Source organism: Streptomyces sp. NBC_01264 (genome assembly GCF_026340675.1).
Classification (GTDB): Bacteria; Actinomycetota; Actinomycetes; order Streptomycetales; family Streptomycetaceae; genus Streptomyces.
Map to the genome: position 1 here is coordinate 1,619,378 of NZ_JAPEOX010000002.1, position 19,007 is coordinate 1,638,384.

Annotated in this window: 14 protein-coding genes and 1 pseudogene; 8 read left to right on the forward strand and 7 right to left on the reverse strand. The window is 72.5% G+C overall.

Going from position 1 to position 19,007, the window contains the following annotated elements:
- Window positions 1–70: 70 nt before the first annotated feature.
- The 6 genes from OG435_RS40365 to OG435_RS40390 form a co-directional block, all read right to left on the reverse strand.
- Window positions 71–304, reverse strand: coding sequence for a LapA family protein (locus OG435_RS40365; RefSeq protein WP_266884983.1), 234 nt, complete (start codon window positions 302–304; stop codon window positions 71–73).
- 33 nt (window positions 305–337) lie between these two features.
- A complete protein-coding gene (locus OG435_RS40370; RefSeq protein WP_266884985.1) occupies window positions 338–2,407 on the reverse strand; it encodes a prolyl oligopeptidase family serine peptidase in 2,070 nt (689 codons plus the stop codon).
- Window positions 2,407–3,762, reverse strand: coding sequence for a M20/M25/M40 family metallo-hydrolase (locus tag OG435_RS40375; protein ID WP_430625850.1), 1,356 nt, complete (start codon window positions 3,760–3,762; stop codon window positions 2,407–2,409). Before OG435_RS40375 ends, OG435_RS40370 begins: the two co-directional genes overlap by 1 nt.
- 1 nt (window position 3,763) lies before the next feature.
- Window positions 3,764–4,597: a M55 family metallopeptidase gene (locus OG435_RS40380; protein WP_266884989.1), complete on the reverse strand. Its 834-nt coding sequence runs from the start codon at window positions 4,595–4,597 to the stop codon at window positions 3,764–3,766.
- 161 nt (window positions 4,598–4,758) lie between these two features.
- Window positions 4,759–5,202 (reverse strand): SRPBCC family protein, encoded by a 444-nt coding sequence (locus OG435_RS40385; protein WP_266884991.1) that lies wholly within the window; start codon window positions 5,200–5,202, stop codon window positions 4,759–4,761.
- Between the two features lie 29 nt (window positions 5,203–5,231).
- Window positions 5,232–6,782, reverse strand: a complete 1,551-nt coding sequence (locus OG435_RS40390; protein WP_266884993.1) for a HEAT repeat domain-containing protein — start codon at window positions 6,780–6,782, stop codon at window positions 5,232–5,234.
- Between the two features lie 154 nt (window positions 6,783–6,936).
- On the opposite strand from OG435_RS40390, the gene OG435_RS40395 reads away from it, so the two are divergent.
- The 3 genes and pseudogenes from OG435_RS40395 to OG435_RS40405 all read left to right on the forward strand — a co-directional run.
- Window positions 6,937–7,971 (forward strand): Rv2578c family radical SAM protein, encoded by a 1,035-nt coding sequence (locus OG435_RS40395; protein ID WP_266884995.1) that lies wholly within the window; start codon window positions 6,937–6,939, stop codon window positions 7,969–7,971.
- Between the two features lie 124 nt (window positions 7,972–8,095).
- Window positions 8,096–9,703, forward strand: a complete 1,608-nt coding sequence (locus tag OG435_RS40400; RefSeq protein ID WP_266884997.1) for an alpha/beta hydrolase — start codon at window positions 8,096–8,098, stop codon at window positions 9,701–9,703.
- A gap of 36 nt (window positions 9,704–9,739) precedes the next feature.
- Window positions 9,740–10,150 (forward strand): annotated as a pseudogene (locus OG435_RS40405) (RidA family protein); the annotation flags it as partial.
- Window positions 10,151–10,253: 103 nt separating this feature from the next.
- Here OG435_RS40405 and OG435_RS40410 read toward each other — a convergent pair.
- On the reverse strand, window positions 10,254–10,820 hold the full coding sequence (locus tag OG435_RS40410) for a HEAT repeat domain-containing protein (RefSeq protein ID WP_266885002.1): 567 nt from the start codon (window positions 10,818–10,820) through the stop codon (window positions 10,254–10,256).
- 411 nt (window positions 10,821–11,231) lie between these two features.
- Between OG435_RS40410 and OG435_RS40415 the strand changes: the two genes are divergently transcribed.
- The 5 genes from OG435_RS40415 (at window position 11,232) to OG435_RS40435 (ending at window position 18,959) form a co-directional block, all read left to right on the forward strand.
- Window positions 11,232–13,052, forward strand: coding sequence for a 3-hydroxyacyl-CoA dehydrogenase family protein (locus OG435_RS40415; protein ID WP_266885004.1), 1,821 nt, complete (start codon window positions 11,232–11,234; stop codon window positions 13,050–13,052).
- A gap of 196 nt (window positions 13,053–13,248) precedes the next feature.
- Window positions 13,249–14,100 carry a TetR family transcriptional regulator gene (locus OG435_RS40420; protein ID WP_266885006.1) on the forward strand — a complete coding sequence of 284 codons (852 nt, stop codon included), beginning with the start codon at window positions 13,249–13,251 and terminating at the stop codon, window positions 14,098–14,100.
- Window positions 14,101–14,522: 422 nt separating this feature from the next.
- Window positions 14,523–15,860, forward strand: coding sequence for a crotonyl-CoA carboxylase/reductase (gene ccrA, locus OG435_RS40425; RefSeq protein ID WP_266885008.1), 1,338 nt, complete (start codon window positions 14,523–14,525; stop codon window positions 15,858–15,860).
- A 31-nt stretch (window positions 15,861–15,891) separates the two neighbouring features.
- Window positions 15,892–17,988, forward strand: a complete 2,097-nt coding sequence (locus tag OG435_RS40430) for a protein meaA (protein WP_266885010.1) — start codon at window positions 15,892–15,894, stop codon at window positions 17,986–17,988.
- Window positions 17,985–18,959, forward strand: a complete 975-nt coding sequence (locus OG435_RS40435; protein ID WP_266885012.1) for an HpcH/HpaI aldolase/citrate lyase family protein — start codon at window positions 17,985–17,987, stop codon at window positions 18,957–18,959. Before OG435_RS40430 ends, OG435_RS40435 begins: the two co-directional genes overlap by 4 nt.
- Window positions 18,960–19,007 lie beyond the last annotated feature (48 nt).

Below are 19,007 nucleotides of genomic sequence, written 5' to 3' on the forward strand. Positions count from 1 at the left end.
CCGGTCCGACCCACCTCACCGGGCCGACCCGCCTGACGGGCCCGACCGGGCCGACCCGCCGCGGCTCCCGCTACTTGCGCCGCCGGGCGAAGTAGGCCCCGCACAGTCCGCCCAGCACCGCCGCGATCAGCAGGGCGACGTACAGCGGCATCGTCACCTGCGGGATCAGCAGCCGGATCTTGGTCGGGCGGGTGTTCTCGAAGATGAACACCAGCGTGAGCACCGCGAGCGCCGCGACGCCCGCGCGGCCCGGGGTGATCTGCCCGCGACCCTTGCCACGGCTCTTGGACGTGTGGGAGCTCATGACCCCATCGTCCGGCCACCGCGGCCCGGGGGCTCAGTCGGACAGGGCCAAACGGGGGATGTCCGCCCGCTCGAAGCCGAACACCTGCGCGTACAGGGACAGCTCCGCCTCCAGCGCCCGGACCATCGTGTCCGCGCGCCGGAAGCCGTGGCCCTCGCCCTCGAAGGTGACGTACGCGTGCGGCACCGAGCGCCCGCGCATCGCGGCCACCAGCCGCTCCGCCTGCGCGGGCGGGCAGACCGGGTCGTCCAGGCCCTGGAGCAGGACGAACGGCGCGGTGATCCCGTCGGCGCGGGCCACGGGCGAGCGCTCGCGGCTGAGCAGGGCCAGGGTCTGCGGGGGTCCGGCGAGGCCGTCGATGTAGCGGGACTCCAGGTCGTGGGTCTCGGCGGCGAAGCCGGTCAGGTCCAGGACCGGGTAGATGATCGCCGCGCACGCGTACAGGTCGGTGGACGCCAGCGAGGCCGCGGCCGTCCAGCCGCCCGCGCTGCCGCCCCGGATCGCGAGCCGGTCCGGGTCGGCGGTGCCCTCGGCGGCCAGGGCCCGCGCCACGGCGGCGCAGTCCTCGACGTCGACGATGCCCCACTGTTCGCGCAGCCGTTCCCGGTAGGCGCGCCCGTAGCCCGTGGAGCCGCCGTAGTTGACCTCGACGACGCCGATGCCGCGCGAGGTGAAGTAGGCGATGTGCAGGTCGAGTACGGGCGGCACGTGGTCGGTGGGGCCGCCGTGCGCCCACACCACGTACGGGGGCAGCTCGTCGGCCCGGGCACGCAGCAGGGGGTGGTGCGGCGGGTAGACGTGGGCGTGGATCTCCCGGCCGCCCCGGCCGAAGAAGGTCCTGCTCTGCGGTTCCGGGTAGTACGCGGGGTCCTCCCGGTCGGCGGGCCCCGGTGCGCCGGCCCCACCGGGCCCGCCCGTCGGGTCCGTCCCGTCCGCCCCCGGGGAGCCGCGGCCGCCGACCACGCGGGCGTGCCCGGTGGCCGTGTCCAGCTCCACCACCTCGTACGCGCTGCGCGGGCTCGCCGCGACCCCGTAGACGCGGCTGCCGCTGACGGCGAGCGTGGGCTGCCAGGCCGTCCACGGCCCGGCCGCGTCGACCAGGTCCCCGCTCTCCGGGTCGAGCACGCCGAGCACCGAGGCGCCCCGGCCGTGCAGGACGGCGACCAGTCCGTCGGGGAGCGCGGCGATCCAGCGCAGGCCGGGCTTCCACAGCGCCCCGCCGAACTCCTCTTCCCGGGGGCACAGGTTGACGGCCTCGCCCGTCTGCGGGTCCACCCGGTACGGGTTCCACCAGCCACCCCGGTCGCTCACCGCGAGGAGGCTTCCGCCGGTGGTCCACTCGACCTGTGCGACGGCCTCCTCCGGTCCCCCGAGCACGGTACGGGCCTGCGCGAGCCGGCCGTCCGGAGTGACCTCGGCGAGCCGGAGCTCGGTGCCGTCCCACGGCATCCGGGGGTGGTCCCACACCAGCCAGGCGGCCTGCCGGCCGTCCGGGGAAAGCCGGGGCCCGGTGCTGAACCGGTACCGGTCGTCGGTCAACTCCCGTACGCGTGACCGGTCTTCGGCGGCCGACCCGTCCAGCGGTACGGCGGCCAGTACGCGCCGCACGTCGGTGGGCGCGACTCCGGTGAACTCCTCGAGCACGCACCAGACTTCGCCGTCCCGCAGCACGGGGTCGGCCCAGCGCAGCCCGCCGCCGATCGCGGAGAGCGGGGTCAGCGGCCGCGGCTCGGGGCTGCCGGGCGCGTCGGGCTCGTACGCGTACAGCCGCTGGTCGGCGAAGTGGACGAAGACCACCAGCGGTCCGCCCAGGGGGCGTTCGGTGCCCGCCCAGGGCAGGCCGCCGTACTCGGTGACCCGGCTGCGCACGTTCCACGGCGCGGGCAGCGCGCAGACCGCGGGCCCGCCGTCCGCGGGCCTGCGGACCAGGGTGCGACGGCCGCCTTCGGCCGGCCGGGGCACCGTCCACCACACCTCGGCGCCGATCGCGCCGACGTACTCGGGCCTCCCGTCGAGGGAGGCGGCGAGCGCGGCGCCGATCGGCGAGGGCCAGCTGCCGTAGGGGGCGGTGCCGTCGCCGCGCGGGCTCGTCGGCGGGGCCATCACAGGGCGCGCATGGCTCGGTCGAGGACGCGGACCCCGAAGTGCAGGGCGTCGACGGGCACCCGCTCGTCCACTCCGTGGAAGAGGGACCAGTAGTCGAAGCCGGGCGGCAGCTTGAGCGGGGAGAAACCGTAGCCGGTGATGCCGAGCCGGGAGAACTGCTTGGCGTCGGTGCCGCCCGCCATGCAGAAGGGCACCACGTGTCCCTCGGGGTCGAAGGCCTCGACGGACTCGCGCAGGATCCCGTACGCCCGCCCGTCCACGGGGGCTTCGAGGGCCACTTCCCGGTGGTGGAACTCCCAGTGCACGTCGGGGCCGGTGAGCTCGTCGAGGGTGGCGATGAACTCGGCCTCGCCGCCGGGCAGCATCCGGCCGTCGACGTACGCGGTGGCGGTGCCGGGGATGACGTTGAGCTTGTAACCGGCGCTGAGCATCGTCGGGTTGGCACTGTTGCGGACGGTCGCCTCGACGAGCGCGCCGGCCGGGCCGAGCTTGTTGAGGATCTGGTCGAGCTGGAACCCGGGGGCTCGCGGATCGACCGACATCCCCTGCAGGGCGGCGAGTTCGGTGATGCAGGCGGTGACGGTGTCGGTGAGGCGGACCGGCCAGTCGTGCTCGCCGATGCGGGCGACGGCTGCGGCGAGCCGGCTGACCGCGTTGGCCCGGTTGGGCTTGGATCCGTGCCCGGCCGTGCCGGTCGCGGTCAACTTCAGCCAGGCGGTCCCGCGTTCACCGGCAGCGATCGGATAGAGGGCCTGTCCGGGTGCGGCGTGCACGGTGAAGGCCCCGGACTCGCTGAGGCCCTCGGTACAGCCCTCGAAGAGCTCGGGGTGGTGATCGGCGAGGAAGCCCGAGCCGTCGATCGCGCTGTCCTCCTCGTCGGCGGTGTAGGCGATCACGATGTCCCGCCGGGGTCTCACGCCGGCCCGCGCCCAGGCCCGTACGACGGCCAGCACCATCGCGTCCATGTTCTTCATGTCGACGGCGCCGCGGCCCCAGACCACCCCGTCCCGGATCTCGCCGGAGAAGGGGTCCACGCTCCAGTCGGCGGCCTCGGCCGGGACCACGTCGAGGTGACCGTGGACCAGGAGGGCGGGGGCGGCGGGGTCGGTGCCCGGGATCCGGGCCACCACGTTGGTGCGGCCCGGGGTGCGCTCCAGCAGCGCGGGCTCCAGCCCGATGTCGGCCAGCCGCTCGGCGACGTACTCGGCGGCCGGGCGTTCCCGGCAGTCGCCGCCGCCGCGGTTGGTGGTGTCGATGCGGATCAGGCCGGAGGTGAACTCGACGGCCTCGTCGAGCGCCACCCGGTCGACGGGCGTACCGGTGGCACCGGGGCCGGCGCCCGGCTCGGTCATGTCAGCCATACTGCTCCTCCACCGCTGCGGAGACGATCGTGGTGACCGCCTTGAAGGTCCGGATCCCCTCGTACATCGTCGCGCTGGTATAGCCGACCCTACGCTCACCGGCCCGCTCGACCCCGGGCACGACGGTGGCGGCCATCGCCAGGTGCTCGGCGTCGAACTCCACCTCCACCGCGAACGGCCCGCCCCGCACCGGTTCGTACCGGACGGCGAGGGCCGCGGCCTCCTTGGCGGCGGCCCGGATGTCGGCGGCCGTACGGGCCGGGGTGCGGCAGACCGCGGCGTAGCGCGAAACGTGGTCCTTGACGGCGACGGTCACCGCGTCCGGTGCGTAGCCGGCGGCGTCGACGCAGGTCAGGTCGTCTCCGGTGACGAGGACGACGGGGACCCCGTACTCGGCGACCACGTGCGCGTTGAGCAGGCCCTCGCTGGCGCGGGTCCCGTTGACCCAGACCCCGGTGATGGAGTTGGCGAGGTAGGTGTGGGCGAGCACGCCCTCCTCGCCGGCGCCGGTGTGGTAGCCCACGAAGGCGATGCCGTCGACGTCCCCGTGCTGGACGCCCTCGACCATGGAGAGGGACTTGTGGCGGCCGGTCAGCATCTCGACGCGGGCGTCGAGCTTCTCCAGCAGCAGGTTGCGCATGGTGGAGTGGGCCTCGTTGACGAGGACCTGGTCGGCGCCGGCGTCGTAGAACCCGAGGACGGCGGCGTTCACGTCGGAGGTGAACATGGTCCGGCAGCGTTCCCACTGCGGGGTCCCGGGCATCACGTCGGCGGGCCAGGTGACGCCGGTGGCGCCTTCCATATCGGCGGAGATGAGGATCTTCATCGGGCCCCCAGGCGGCGGTCGGTAGCGCTCCGGGCCCCACCCTAGCTCTCCGGCCCCCGCTGGGCCTCGGGGTCACGCCCCGGGCGCGCCGGGTCGCGGGCGGGCCGGTTTCACCCGATCCGGTGAGGCCCGGTCCCCGGCCTCACCGGCAACGGCCTTGCTCAGCCCTTGACTTCGGCGGCCAGGTTGGCGAGGAGGGTGTCGTAGATGCGGGCCAGACCCTTGGGCGCGAAGGTGCGCTCGAAGAAGCCGCCGATGCCGCCCGCGCCGTTCCACACGGTGGTGACGACGGCCTTGGACTTGCCCTCGCCCGCCGGGGTCACGGTCCAGGTGGTGACCATGGAGGAGTTGCGGTCCTTCTCCACGAGCTGCCCGTCGGTGGGCTCGGTGACCTCCAGCAGGCAGTCGCGGACCCGCTTGCTGGTGGCCTGGAGCTTCCAGTGGACGAGGGTGCCTTCGCCGTCGCCGCCCTCGCGCACCTCGTACTCGCTGAAGTGCTCGGGCAGCACCTTGCCCCGGGTCCCGGTGTAGTCGGCCAGCGCGTCGAACACGGTCTCCGCGTCCGCCCCGATGATGCGTTCCGTGGTGGCCTCGACCTGCGCCATGGCGTTCCTCCAGCAGTTGTGTTCGCTCGTCACCGCGAAGCCAACCACCTCCGGCCCGACCGCCCAAATCCGGGTCGGATGCGGCAGCGCACGAAGACCAGGAGGGCGCCCCCGGGCAGGGCCTCCAGGTAGCGCGCGGCTCCGTACCGGCCCCGGGCCGCCGCGGCCTGCGCGGCCCCTCGGCCCGGATCTCGGCGAGGGCCGGCGCCTCCCGCTACGTGGCCTCCGGCGCCGTGAGCGCGCCGACCAGCCGGGGCATGGCGCGCCGCTCGACCGCGATGAGCACCTCGGTGTCGCCGTCCCGGCACTGGGCCACGTGAAAGATCTGCCCCTTGTTGCCCCGCGCGCGGGACCGGGGTCCGTGGCGTACGGGTGCCGGACCCGCTCCAGCACCAGGCCGGGCGGCAGCGGCGTGCGCCCTGCACGGCCGCTCGGGTCGTCGGTCCACGCGAGGACGCCCGGGCCCACGACGATGTGGCTGTGGCGCGGGGCGCCCCCGGGGCCGCCGTTGTCACCGAGCAGGAGGGCCGGGAAGGTCCGGTCCCGCTGCCTCGTGCGCGGGCGCACCCGGATCCTGTCGGTGCCCTTCCTCGTCTGATGGAGGCAGACGGCGGCCCGAGGCCCAGCGCCCAGCCGAGCGCGGTCTCGTGGGCGGTGCGCGGGTTGTGTTCGGTGAAGACGGTCCTGGCCGCCTCTCCGGTGCCGTAGTCGACGTGCCGGATCTCGCCCCGCCAGCCGACCAGCCGCAGCACGGTGCCGGTGGGTGCGAAGGAGGAGCTGGTGGAGCCGGACACCTGGATCTCCTGCCGGCCGCCGTCCTCCCGCCGGACCTCCAGGTAGACCCTCCGGTTGCGGCTGCCCTCGCTGCGCACCTTTTCCAGGACGGCCGGTACCCCGCTCAGGCAGTCGCCCGCGCGCTCCCGGCCACGCAGCTGGTGGCGGCATCGCAGTCCCTGCTTGGCGGCGGTTGCCACGAGGCCGCCGAGGGTGGTTCTGGCGAGGTCGTGGGCGGCGAGGTGTGCCAGTGCCGGCAGGGCCCGGTCGTCGGCGGTGGAGCCGAGGGCGCGGCAGGCCAGTGCTCGGAGGTCCGGGTCGGGATCGGTGGTGAGGACGATCAGGTCATCCACCACCGGCGCGCCGAAGGCCGCGATCGCCGAGGCGAGATGACCGGCCTTCGGGTACGTACGGTTCCCGCTCGAATCGGCGGCATGGACGGTGACGAGGGATGTCGGCCCGTCCGGCGGGTGGCCGAGTGCGTCCCCGAGCGGGTCGGCGAGCGGTGGTTGGAGCTCGCCCAAGCGCAGGGCCAGTGGGCCGATTCGGGTGCCGACGTCCGCGTCGTAGTGGCCGTCGCCCCGCAGGTTCGCGGCCAGCTTGGCGACCGTACGGAACAGCGGCTCTGCGCGGTCCGATGGGGAATCGGCGAGGGCATCGAGTCGGCCGGACATCGCCGCGGTGACGGCGGTCGGCGGGCGACCGGTGGCCTCCAGGACCGCCTCCGCCCAGGCGAGTGGCTCGCACTGGCGCTCGTGGAGCTGGCGACCCCACAGGCGGAGGACGGCGTCACGGTGGCCGGTCATCCCGGGATCGTTCCAGCAGGGAACACCGACGGCCAACGGGTTTTCCTTCTTCGACCTGGTCGTCCCGGTCCAGGTCGAAGCCACTCGGCCACCCCGCACGATCATGGGAACGTTTGTTCTATTCTCGGAGTCGAGCTACCGAGGGAGGCGCACCATGCGCTGGGACAACCTGACCGCGGGCCCCACGGGCCCGGCCGCGCTCTTCGGCGCCGACTCCGTCGTGACCCGCACCTTCGACACCCCCGAGTTCCGCGGGATCACCTTCCACGAGGTCCGCGCCCGCTCGATCGTCAACCGGGTCCCCGGCGCCTCCCGGATGCCGTTCGAGTGGACCGTGAACCCGTACCGGGGTTGCAGTCACGCCTGCGTGTACTGCTTCGCGCGCAAGACCCACAGTTATCTCGACCTCGACACCGGGATCGGCTTCGACTCCCAGATCGTCGTCAAGACCAACGCCCCCGAACTGCTGCGCCGCGAGCTCGCCTCGCCCGGCTGGAGCGGCGCGCACATCGCGATGGGCACCAACGTGGACTGCTACCAGCGCGCCGAGGGCCGCTACCGCCTCATGCCCGGGATCATCGAGGCGCTGCGCGAGCGGGCCAACCCCTTCTCCATCCTCACCAAGGGCACGCTGATCCTGCGCGACCTCCCCCTCATCCAGCAGGCCGCCGCCGTCGCCGACGTCGGGATCTCCGTCTCCGTCGGCTTCACCGACACCGCCCTGTGGCGCACGGTCGAGCCCGGCACCCCCTCCCCCGCCGCCCGGCTGCAGGCCGTCCGCACCCTCACCGACGCGGGCATCGAGTGCGGGGTGCTGATGGCCCCCGTGATCCCCTTCCTCGGGGACTCCCCGGAGCAGCTGAGGGCCACCGTCCGGGCCGTCGCAGAGTCGGGCGCGACCTCCGTGACACCCCTGGTACTCCATCTGCGCCCCGGCGCCCGCGAGTGGTTCACGGCCTGGCTGGGCGAGCACCACCCCCACCTGGTCGAGCGGTACGAGCGGATGTACGCGGGCGGCTCGTACGCGCCGACCTGGTACCAGCGGATGATCACCCGCCAAGTCCACGAGCGCGCCGCCGAATTCGGCATCGGCCCCGGCGGCCGCGGACCGGCCCGGCGGATCGTCGTACCGGAGCGGCCGGAAGGCGCCGCGCCCGCGCCCGGGCCGACCCAGCTCAGCCTGCTCTGAGCGCCCGTAGGACCGTACGATCGACTGAAGGGTCATCACATCGGGCCAATCGGGGCCCCCAATCCCCCCTTTCGGGCGCAGGTTCCGGGACGATTCCGCCCAGAACCCTCGGCTGGGAGGCCCCATGCTGCACCCGATGCTGCGCCCCAAGACAAGCAAGCCCGGTCCCGCCCTGCGGCGCGCCGCCGTCCTGCTCGCGGTGTCCACCATCGCCGCCGCCCTGGCGAGCCCGGTCACGGCCGCGGCCCCGGTGGCGGCCCCCGCGGCGGCCCCGGTCGCCGAGGCCCTGAAGTGGTTCAACTGCGCGACCTCCCGCTACCCGACGCTCCAGTGCGCCTCCCTCAAGGTCCCCCTCGACCACGAGAACCCGGCGGGCCGGCAGATCTCCCTGGCCCTGACCCGGGTCCCCCACACGGCCGCCCGCTCCCAGGGCCCGCTGCTGGTCAACCCCGGCGGGCCCGGCGGCAGCGGCCGCACCCTGGCCGGTTTCATCGCCTCCGCACTGCCCAAGGACGTCGCGGCCCAGTACGACGTGATCGGCTTCGACCCCCGCGGCGTCGGCAAGAGCGAGCCGGCCCTGGACTGCGGCGCCGGCCACTTCACCCCCGTACGGCCCGACTCCGTTCCGCTGGACGAGGAGACCGAGCGGGCCAACCTGGAGCGGGTGAAGTCCTTCGCCGAGTCCTGCCAGACCAAGCACGCCGACGTCCTCCCGTACATCGGCACCGTCTCGGCGGCCCGCGACCTCGAAGTGCTCCGTACCGCCCTGCGCGCGGACAAGCTCAGCTACTTCGGCTACTCCTACGGCACCTACCTGGGCGCGGTGTACGCCAAGCTCCACCCCGACCGCGTGCACCGCCTGGTCCTGGACTCCGTCGTCGACCCGGCCGGGGTCTGGTACGAGGACAACCTCGCCCAGGACCAGGCCTTCGACTCCCGCCACAAGGCCTTCCTGGCCTGGGTGGCCCGGTACGACTCCACCTACCACCTCGGCACCGACCCGGCCGAGGTCGAGGCCCGCTGGTACGAGATGCGGACCGCGCTGCGCACGGCCCCGGCGGGCGCCAAGGTGGGCCCGGCGGAGCTGGAGGACACCTTCATGCCGGGCGGCTACTTCAACGGCTACTGGCCCCACCTCGCGACGGCCTTCGCCGCGTACGCGGTGGAGGGCGACCCGAAGCCGCTGGTCGCCGCGTACGAGAAGTTCGGCGCGGTGGAGCCCTCGGCCGGCAACAGCTACAGCGTGTACACGGCCGTGCAGTGCCGGGACTCGGCGTGGCCGAAGGACTGGAACCAGTGGCGGGCCGACATGTGGCGCACGCACGCCAAGGCCCCCTTCATGACCTGGAACAACGCCTGGTACAACGCCCCCTGCGCGTTCTGGCCGACCGAGCCGCTCGAGGCACCGGACGTCACCAACTCGGCGCTCCCGCAGGCGCTCCTCTTCCAGGCGACCGAGGACGCGGCGACCCCGTACGAGGGCGCGGTGAGCATGCGGCGCAAGCTCGCGGGCTCGGCGCTGGTGGTCGAGGAGGGCGGCGGCAACCACGGCATCGCCCTCAGCGGCAACAAGTGCCTCGACGAGAAGCTGGCTTCGTACCTGCTGACGGGCAAGGCCGCGGACGCCGTCTGCCCCGCCCAGGCGGCGCCCACCCCGATCCCGGCGACCCGCGCGGTCCCGCCCTCGGCGGGCGGAGCGGCACTTCACGGCCTGCTGGGCTTCCGGGGCTAGGCCCATCCGAGCCGCACAGCGGGCAAGATCGGGCCCATGAACACCTCACAGGACAACCACCTCACCCGTGTCGCCGCGCCCGAGGGCGTGGCCCCGGGCACCGGCTACCACCACGTCGTCTGGGGCACGGGCCGGTTCGTCGCCGTCTCCGGACAGTGCGCCTTCGACGAGAAGGGCGAGCTGGTCGGCGAGGGCGACCCCGCCGCCCAGGCCCGGCAGGTGTTCGAGAACCTGCGGCTGTGCCTGGCCGCGGCCGGGGCCGGCTTCGAGGACGTGGTGAAGCTGACGTACTTCGTCACGGACATCGCCCACCTCCCGGCGGTACGGGAGGCCCGCGACGAGGTGATCGCCCCGGACCGCCTCCCGGCCTCCTCGGCGGTCCAGGTGGCGGCTCTGTTCCGGCCCGAACTGCTGCTGGAGATCGAAGCGTTCGCGGTCGTCCCGGAGCCGGCCGCGACCGAGTCGCCCTCCGAGACCGGGACCGGATTCCGGACCGGCTCCGCGGCCGGGTTCGGAACCGGCTTCAAGACCGGCTTCGCGAGCTGACGCCTTAGGCGCCCAGCCCCCGCAGGGCCGCCGTCGCCGCCACGGCCAGCCGGGGGTGCGACTGGGCCCGGGTCAGGACCTCCCGGGCCCGCTCGTCCGCCAGCGCGCCCAGCCCCTCCACACAGGCCAGGGCCACCCGCCAGTACGGGTCGTGCGGCGCGAGCAGCCGCGACAGCGTGCGGATCAGGGCCGGGGCGGACTCCGGGGCGCGCAGCGCCGCCAGCAGCCGGACCGGGTGCAGGGCGTAGGCCGTGCGCAGTTCGTTGGTGGCCAGCGCCGCCGCCGCGCGGGCGGTGCGCGGGTCCCCGAGGACGGCCAGCGCCTGCGCGGCGGCCTCGCAGCGCGGCGGGTCCCGGTGGTTGAGCAGCAGGACCAGGGACTCGAAGGCGCGCCGGTCGCCGGCCAGCCCCAGCCGGTACGCGGCCAGCTCGCGGGCCCACAGCGGCAGCCCGGCGGAGGTGAGGGAAGCCGCGAGGGCGTCGCCGTCCGCCGCGAGCAGGGCCGCGTACTCCGCCTCGTACTCCGGTGCCTGCGCGGCTTCCGCCCGCAGGCGCTCCAACACGTCGTTCACCCGGCCACCTTAGGGGGTCTCCCGCCGTTCGGGCCGGGCCTTCGAACAGCCGGTTGATCGATGATCGATGATCGGTACATTTGGGCGGTACAGGTCACATCTCCGCGCTCTGGCGGACCAGTTACCAACGGGTTACTGTCCCTACAACACGTACGAGGGCGGCCTGGTGACGCAGCCACCTCGTACCAGTCGGTTCTGCACGACCACCACCTCACGGCGTGACCCCGGGACAGGGCCTCCGCCGTTTCCGCCCTCAGGGCCGCTTCCCTCCGAGTCGCTTCCCTCCGGGAGTACCCGGAATCCCCGGGACGCCCCCCGGGCCTCTCCGCACGGCTTCTCCGTACGGCATCCGCGCGCGCCGTGCACTCCGCGCGCCCCTCAGTCGTCACCCTCTTCCACTGGAGTCCCGCGATGGACCTTCCGTCCACGTCCAGTCAGTCGTCCCCCTCCCGCCCCGCCCTGCAGACCATCGCGGTCGTCGGCCTCGGCACGATGGGCTCCGGCATCGCCGAGGTCCTCGCCCGGGCCGGCCGCGAGGTCATCGGCATCGACATCAGCGAGGCCGCCGCCCGCCGGGCCACCGCGGCCCTCGCGGCGGCCACCGCCCGCTCCGTCGCCAAGGAGCAGCTCACCGAGCAGGAGCGCGACGCGGTGCTCGCCCGCTTCCGCACCTTCTCCGAGCTGGGCGCCGCCGCCGACGCCGACCTCGTCATCGAGGTGGTCCCCGAGTCCTACGAGCTCAAGCAGCGGATCTTCCGCGAGCTCGACGCGATCGTCCGGCCCACCGCGATCCTCGCCACCGGCACCAACGCCCTGTCGGTGACGCGGATGGCCGCCGAGTCGCAGCGCCCGGAGCGCGTGGTCGGCCTGCACTTCTTCAACCCGGTCACCGCGATGAAGCTGGTCGAGGTCGTCTCCAGCGTGCTGACGGCCCCGCCGGCCGTCGAGGCGGTCACCACACTGGCCCGCGAGCTCGGCAAGGAGCCCGTCGCGGTCGGCGACCGCCCCGGCTTCGTCGCCGACGGCCTGCTCTTCGGCTACCTCAACCAGGCCGCCGCCATGTACGAGTCGCGGTACGCCTCCCGCGAGGACATCGACGCGGCGATGAAGCTGGGCTGCGGCCTGCCGATGGGCCCGCTCGCGCTGCTCGACCTGATCGGCGTGGACACCGCCCGCACCGTCCTGGAGGCCATGTACACCTCCTCGGGCGACCGGCTGCACGCCCCCGCCCCGATCCTCGGCCACCTCTCCGAGGCGGGCCTGACCGGGCAGAAGTCCGGGCGCGGCTTCTACACCTACGAGGCCCCGGGCAGCCAGGTCGTCGTCCGTGACCTGCAGACCCCGCCGGACGGGGAACTGGTCCGGGCGAGCCGTCCGGTGAACTCGGTCGGCGTGGCCGGTTCGGGCACGATGGCGAGCGGGATCGCGCAGGTCTTCGCGCAGGCCGGCTTCCCCGTGGTGCTGGCGGCCCGCAGCCAGGAGAAGGCGGACGCGGCGAAGGCCGCGATCGGGAAGTCCCTGGCCCGCGCGGTGGACCGGGGCCGGCTGACGGCCGAGGCCGCCGCCGCCACCGTGGGCCGGATCACGGCGGCGGGTTCGCTGGACGCCTTCTCTGACGTGGACCTGGCCGTGGAGGCCGTCGCCGAGGACCTGGAGGTGAAGCAGGAGCTGTTCCGGGCGCTGGACAAGGCCTGCAAGCCCGGTGCGGTGCTCGCCACGACCACCTCCTCGCTCCCGGTGATCGCGATCGCCCGTGCGACCTCGCGTCCCGAGGACGTGATCGGCATGCACTTCTTCAACCCGGCCCCGGCGATGAAGCTGGTCGAGGTGGTCCGGACCGTCCTGACCGCCGACGACGTGCACGCCACGGTCCGCGGGATCTGCGGTCAGGTGCGCAAGCACGCGGTGGACTGCGGGGACCGGGCCGGCTTCATCGTGAACGCGCTGCTGTTCCCGTACCTCAACAACGCGATCAAGATGGTCGAGCAGCACTACGCCGGCATCGACGACATCGACGCGGCGATGAAGCTGGGCGGCGGCTACCCGATGGGGCCCTTCGAGCTCCTCGACGTGGTCGGCCTGGACGTGTCGCTGGCCATCGAGAAGGTCCTGCACAAGGAGTTCCGCGACCCGGGCCTGGCCCCGTCCCCGCTGCTGGAGCACCTGGTCGCGGCGGGCTGCCTGGGCCGGAAGACCGGCCGCGGATTCCGTGAGTACGCCCCCCGCCGGTAACCGGCGGCAGGCGCAGGAGCCCCAGGAGCCCCAAAGACAGGATGCGTGGGGAGGGCTGCTCGGGTCCGCCGGACCCTCACGGCGGACGAACCCTCCCGAGGAGCACTGTGTGCCCAGTGCCGGCCCTCCCCCGCATCCCTCCCCGTCCCACCCCCCTCGGGAGCGCTCTCCCGCGGGAATGAAGTACTTTCGCTCTATGTCCCAGCCCGCCAAGACCTCACCCCGCGCCTCCGCGGTCTCCGACGCCCCGGAGACCCCGGCCGGTACCAAGGCGGCCGCGCAGCGGCTCAAGATGCGCCGCGAGCTCGCGGCGGCCGCCATGGAGCTCTTCGCGAACAAGGGGTACGAGGCCACGACGGTCGACGAGATCGCCTCGGTGGCCGGGGTCGCGCGCCGGACCTTCTTCCGGCACTTCCGGTCCAAGGAAGAGGCGATCTTCCCGGACCACGACGACACCCTGACCCGCGCCGAGGCCGTCCTCGACGTGGCCCCGGCCCACGAGCACCCGCTCGACACGGTGTGCCGGGGGATCAAGGAAGTCATGAAGATGTACGCCGCCTCGCCGGCGGTGTCGGTGGAGCGCTACCGGCTCACCCGCGAGGTTCCGGCGCTGCGGGAGCGGGAGATCGCCTCGGTCGCCCGCTACGAGCGGCTGTTCACCCGCTACCTGCTGGCCCATTTCGACGAGACCGACCACCACGACGGCAACGACGACCCGCTCCTGGCGGAGGTCGCCGCCTCGGCGGTGGTCACGGCCCACAACCACGTGCTGCGGCGCTGGCTGCGGGCGGGCGGGCAGGGCGACGTGGAGGCGCAGCTCGACCACGCCTTCTCGATCGTGCGCAAGACCTTCGGTTCGGGGATCGGCGCGGGGCGCACGCTCAGCGCGTCGCCGGCGTCGGCGTCGGCGTCGGCGTCGGCGCCGGAACCCGCCGCCGCGCCGGCGACCGTGCGTACGCAGGGCGAGGTTCTGGTGGCGGTGGCCCGTACGGACGCCCCGCTGGACGAGGTCATGCGGACCATCGAAGAGGCGCTCAGAAACAAGTAGGGCGACACGCCTGGACCCGTCCGGGCGACACATGTCACAGCGGCCGCTCCCGTTCCGGGGGCGGCCGCTTTCGTTTGTCCGAGTTGCCCCTACTCGCGGGTAACTCTGATCGATCATCGCTCATCCGTGCAGGTCAATCGGCAAATGAGAGAAAGTTTTGGCACCCGGTGCCTTGCTGAGTGACACGGGGTGCCATACGTTGAATCTCGTCCGGATGTCCCCGCGGGCCGGCCCACTCGGCACGGAACGCGCCCCGGATGCCTGCGTCACCAGGCCTCCCGCACCGCCCCACCACAGGCAACGCGCAGCTCCACCCCAGCCGAATCGACGGCGCCCCTCATTCATCGCTTCGCCGCTCAGCAGCTCAACGCACCCCGTTTCCCTCAGCGCACCCTCATCAGCGCACGGCCGGAGGCAACACCGTGAAGGACATCCTGGACGCGATCCAGTCGCAGGCCGCGACGGCCGCCGACTTCGCTGCCCTGCCGCTCCCCGACTCGTACCGCGCGATCACCGTGCACAAGGACGAGGCGGAGATGTTCGCCGGGCTCACCACCCGCGAGAAGGACCCCCGCAAGTCCCTGCACCTCGACGAGGTCCCGCTCCCCGAGCTGGGACCGGGTGAGGCCCTGGTCGCCGTCATGGCGTCCTCGGTCAACTACAACTCGGTGTGGACCTCGATCTTCGAGCCGGTCTCCACCTTCAGCTTCCTGGAGCGCTACGGGCGCCTCTCGGAGCTCACCAAGCGCCACGACCTGCCGTACCACATCATCGGCTCCGACCTCGCGGGCGTCGTCCTGCGCACCGGCCCCGGCGTCAACGCCTGGAAGCCGGGCGACGAGGTCGTCGCACACTGCCTGTCGGTCGAGCTGGAGTCCTCGGACGGCCACAACGACACGATGCTCGACCCCGAGCAGCGCATCTGGGGCTTCGAGACCAACTTCGGCGGCCTGGCGGAGATCGCACTGGTCAAGTCGAACCAGCTGATGCCCAAGCCCGACCACCTCAGCTGGGAGGAGGCCGCCTCCCCCGGTCTGGTCAACTCCACCGCGTACCGCCAGCTGGTCTCCCGCAACGGCGCCGGCATGAAGCAGGGCGACAACGTCCTGATCTGGGGCGCCAGCGGCGGACTCGGCTCGTACGCCACCCAGTTCGCGCTGGCCGGCGGCGCCAACCCGATCTGCGTGGTCTCCTCCCCGGAGAAGGCCGACATCTGCCGGGCCATGGGCGCGACGGCGGTCATCGACCGCAACGCCGAGGGCTACAAGTTCTGGAAGGACGAGCACACCCAGGACCCGAAGGAGTGGAAGCGCTTCGGCAAGCGCATCCGCGAGCTCACCGGCGGCGAGGACATCGACATCGTCTTCGAGCACCCGGGCCGCGAGACCTTCGGCGCGAGCGTCTACGTCACGCGCAAGGGCGGCACCATCACCACCTGCGCCTCGACCTCGGGCTACATGCACGAGTACGACAACCGCTACCTGTGGATGTCCCTGAAGAAGATCATCGGCTCGCACTTCGCGAACTACCGCGAGGCCTGGGAGGCCAACCGCCTGATCTCGAAGGGCAAGATCCACCCCACCCTGTCGCGGGTCTACTCCCTGGAGGAGACCGGCCAGGCGGCCTACGACGTCCACCGCAACCTCCACCAGGGCAAGGTCGGCGTGCTCTGCCTGTCCCCCGAGGAGGGCCTCGGCGTCCGGGACCACGAGATGCGGGCGACGCACCTCGACGCGATCAACCGCTTCCGCAACATCTGAGAACCCTCAAAGGCCAAAGGGACAGCCTGAGATGACAGAGCGCCAGAAGGACCGTCCGTGGCTCATGCGGACGTACGCCGGCCACTCCACGGCCGAGGCGTCCAACGAGCTGTACCGCCGCAACCTCGCCAAGGGCCAGACCGGCCTGTCGGTCGCGTTCGACCTGCCGACGCAGACCGGTTACGACCCCGACCACATCCTCGCCCGCGGCGAGGTCGGCCGGGTCGGGGTCCCGGTCTCCCATCTGGGCGACATGCGGCGGCTGTTCCAGGACATCCCCCTGGAGCAGATGAACACCTCGATGACGATCAACGCCACCGCCATGTGGCTGCTGGCGCTCTACCAGGTGGCCGCCGAGGAGCAGGGCGCGGACATCGCCCAGCTCCAGGGCACCACCCAGAACGACATCGTCAAGGAGTACCTCTCGCGCGGGACGCACGTCTTCCCGCCGGGACCGTCCCTCCGCCTGACGACGGACATGATCGCGTACACGGTCAACCACATCCCGAAGTGGAACCCGATCAACATCTGCAGCTACCACCTGCAGGAGGCCGGGGCCACGCCGGTCCAGGAGATCTCGTACGCGATGTCCACGGCCATCGCGGTCCTGGACTCGGTGCGCGACTCGGGCCAGGTCCCGCCGGAGCGGTTCGGCGAGGTCGTCGCCCGGATCTCCTTCTTCGTGAACGCGGGCGTCCGCTTCATCGAGGAGATGTGCAAGATGCGCGCCTTCGGCCGCATCTGGGACCAGGTCACCCGCGAGCGCTACGGCATCGAGAACGACAAGCAGCGCCGCTTCCGGTACGGGGTCCAGGTCAACTCCCTGGGCCTGACCGAGGCGCAGCCGGAGAACAACGTCCAGCGGATCGTGCTGGAGATGCTCGCGGTGACCCTCTCCAAGGACGCCCGCGCCCGCGCCGTGCAGCTGCCCGCCTGGAACGAGGCGCTGGGCCTGCCCCGGCCCTGGGACCAGCAGTGGTCGCTGCGCATCCAGCAGGTCCTGGCCCACGAGAGCGACCTGCTGGAGTACGAGGACATCTTCGCCGGCTCGCACGTGATCGAGGCCAAGGTCGAGTCCCTGGTGGCCGAGTGCCTGGCCGAGATCGACCGGATCCAGGAGATGGGCGGCGCGATGGCGGCCGTCGAGTCCGGGTACCTCAAGGGCGAGCTGGTCTCCTCGCACGCCGCGCGGCGGGCCCGGATCGAGGACGGCCAGGACAAGATCGTCGGCGTCAACTGCTTCCAGCAGACCGAGGAGAACCCGCTCACCGCGGACCTCGACGGCGCCATCATGACAGTGGACGGGGCCCTGGAGGCGCAGACCGTCGAGCGCATCGGCCGCTGGAAGGCCGAGCGCCAGGAGTCCTCGGACCGGCAGGGCGGCGGCGACCCGTTCGTCTTCCCCACGGTCATGCAGGCCCTGGACCGGCTCAAGGAGGCCGCCGCCGGGGACGAGAACCTGATGGAGGCCACCCTGGAGTGCGCCCGCGCCGGTGTCACCACCGGCGAGTGGGCGGGCGCGCTGCGCGAGGTTTTCGGCGAGTTCCGGGCACCGACCGGGGTCTCCTCGGCCCCGGTGGCCGTGACCGCCGAGGAGGGGACCCCCATGGCCCTCGTCCGCGCGAAGGTCTCCCGTACGGCCGAGGACCTCGGCTCCGGCCGGCTGCGCCTGCTGGTCGGCAAGCCCGGCCTGGACGGGCACTCCAACGGCGCCGAGCAGATCGCCGTACGGGCCCGCGACGCCGGCTTCGAGGTGGTCTACCAGGGCATCCGGCTCACCCCCGAGGAGATCTCCTCGGCGGCCCTGGCCGAGGACGTGCACTGCGTGGGACTGTCCATCCTGTCCGGCTCGCACAGCGCGCTGGTTCCCGACGTACTGGAACGGCTGCGCGCGGCGGGGGCGGGTGACATCCCCGTCGTCCTCGGAGGCATCATTCCGAATGCCGACGCCGTGGCGCTGAAGGAGGCCGGGGTGGCGGCGGTCTTCACCCCGAAGGACTTCGGCATCACGGAGATCATCGGCCGTATCGTCGACGAGATCCGCAAGGCCAACAAGCTCCACCCGCTCGGCGACGCCGACGAGATTCTCGACACTGACACCCTTGCAAGCACGGAGGTCCCCGCATGACCACGCCCTCTTCCCCGGTCAACCGGCTGCGGCCGCGCCGCTCCTGCCTCGCGGTGCCGGGTTCCAACCCCCGGTTCCTGGAGAAGGCCCAGGGCCTGCCGGCCGACCAGGTCTTCCTCGACCTGGAGGACGCCTGCGCCCCGCTCGCCAAGGAGGGCGCCCGCCACACGATCGTGGAGGCGCTGAACCAGGGTGACTGGACCGGCAAGACCCGCGTGGTGCGCGTCAACGACTGGACCACGCACTGGACGTACCGCGACGTGATCACGGTCGTCGAGGGCGCCGGCCAGAACCTCGACTGCATCATGCTGCCGAAGGTCCAGGACGCCCAGCAGGTCGTGGCGCTCGACCTCCTCCTGACGCAGATCGAGAAGACGATGGGCTTCGAGGTCGGCAAGATCGGCATCGAGGCACAGATCGAGAACGCCAAGGGCCTGGTGAACGTCGACGAGATCGCCGCCGCCTCGCCGCGGCTGGAGACCATCATCTTCGGGCCGGCCGACTTCATGGCCTCCATCAACATGAAGTCCCTGGTCGTGGGCATGCAGCCGCCCGGCTACGGCGCGGACGCCTACCACTACATCCTGATGCGGATCCTGATGGCGGCCCGCATGCACGACCTCCAGGCGATCGACGGCCCCTTCCTCCAGATCAAGAACGTGGACGGCTACCGCGAGGTCGCCGGGCGCGCGGCGGCCCTGGGCTTCGACGGCAAGTGGGTGCTGCACCCCGGCCAGGTCGACGCGGCCAACGAGGTCTTCTCCCCCTCCCAGGAGGACTACGACCACGCCGAGCTGATCCTCGACGCGTACGACTGGTGCACCTCCGAGGCCGGCGGCAAGAAGGGCTCGGCGATGCTCGGCGACGAGATGATCGACGAGGCCAGCCGCAAGATGGCGCTGGTCATCTCGGGCAAGGGCCGCGCGGCGGGCATGCGCCGGACGTCGAAGTTCGAGGCCCCGAGCGCCTGAGGCGATCCCGCAGCGTCGGGCGCACCCATCCCCCGTCCCGGGTCCGCA

What these genes read in the sequence shown, in the direction of transcription:
- OG435_RS40365 (WP_266884983.1), bottom strand. Translation starts at nt 304, where the DNA reads ATGAGCTCCCACACGTCCAAGAGCCGTGGCAAGGGTCGCGGGCAGATC.
- OG435_RS40370 (WP_266884985.1), bottom strand. Translation starts at nt 2,407, where the DNA reads ATGGCCCCGCCGACGAGCCCGCGCGGCGACGGCACCGCCCCCTACGGC.
- OG435_RS40375 (WP_430625850.1), bottom strand. Translation starts at nt 3,762, where the DNA reads ATGACCGAGCCGGGCGCCGGCCCCGGTGCCACCGGTACGCCCGTCGAC.
- OG435_RS40380 (WP_266884989.1), bottom strand. Translation starts at nt 4,597, where the DNA reads ATGAAGATCCTCATCTCCGCCGATATGGAAGGCGCCACCGGCGTCACC.
- OG435_RS40385 (WP_266884991.1), bottom strand. Translation starts at nt 5,202, where the DNA reads ATGGCGCAGGTCGAGGCCACCACGGAACGCATCATCGGGGCGGACGCG.
- OG435_RS40390 (WP_266884993.1), bottom strand. Translation starts at nt 6,782, where the DNA reads ATGACCGGCCACCGTGACGCCGTCCTCCGCCTGTGGGGTCGCCAGCTC.
- OG435_RS40395 (WP_266884995.1), top strand. Translation starts at nt 6,937, where the DNA reads ATGCGCTGGGACAACCTGACCGCGGGCCCCACGGGCCCGGCCGCGCTC.
- OG435_RS40400 (WP_266884997.1), top strand. Translation starts at nt 8,096, where the DNA reads ATGCTGCACCCGATGCTGCGCCCCAAGACAAGCAAGCCCGGTCCCGCC.
- OG435_RS40415 (WP_266885004.1), top strand. Translation starts at nt 11,232, where the DNA reads ATGGACCTTCCGTCCACGTCCAGTCAGTCGTCCCCCTCCCGCCCCGCC.
- OG435_RS40420 (WP_266885006.1), top strand. Translation starts at nt 13,249, where the DNA reads ATGTCCCAGCCCGCCAAGACCTCACCCCGCGCCTCCGCGGTCTCCGAC.
- OG435_RS40430 (WP_266885010.1), top strand. Translation starts at nt 15,892, where the DNA reads ATGACAGAGCGCCAGAAGGACCGTCCGTGGCTCATGCGGACGTACGCC.
- OG435_RS40435 (WP_266885012.1), top strand. Translation starts at nt 17,985, where the DNA reads ATGACCACGCCCTCTTCCCCGGTCAACCGGCTGCGGCCGCGCCGCTCC.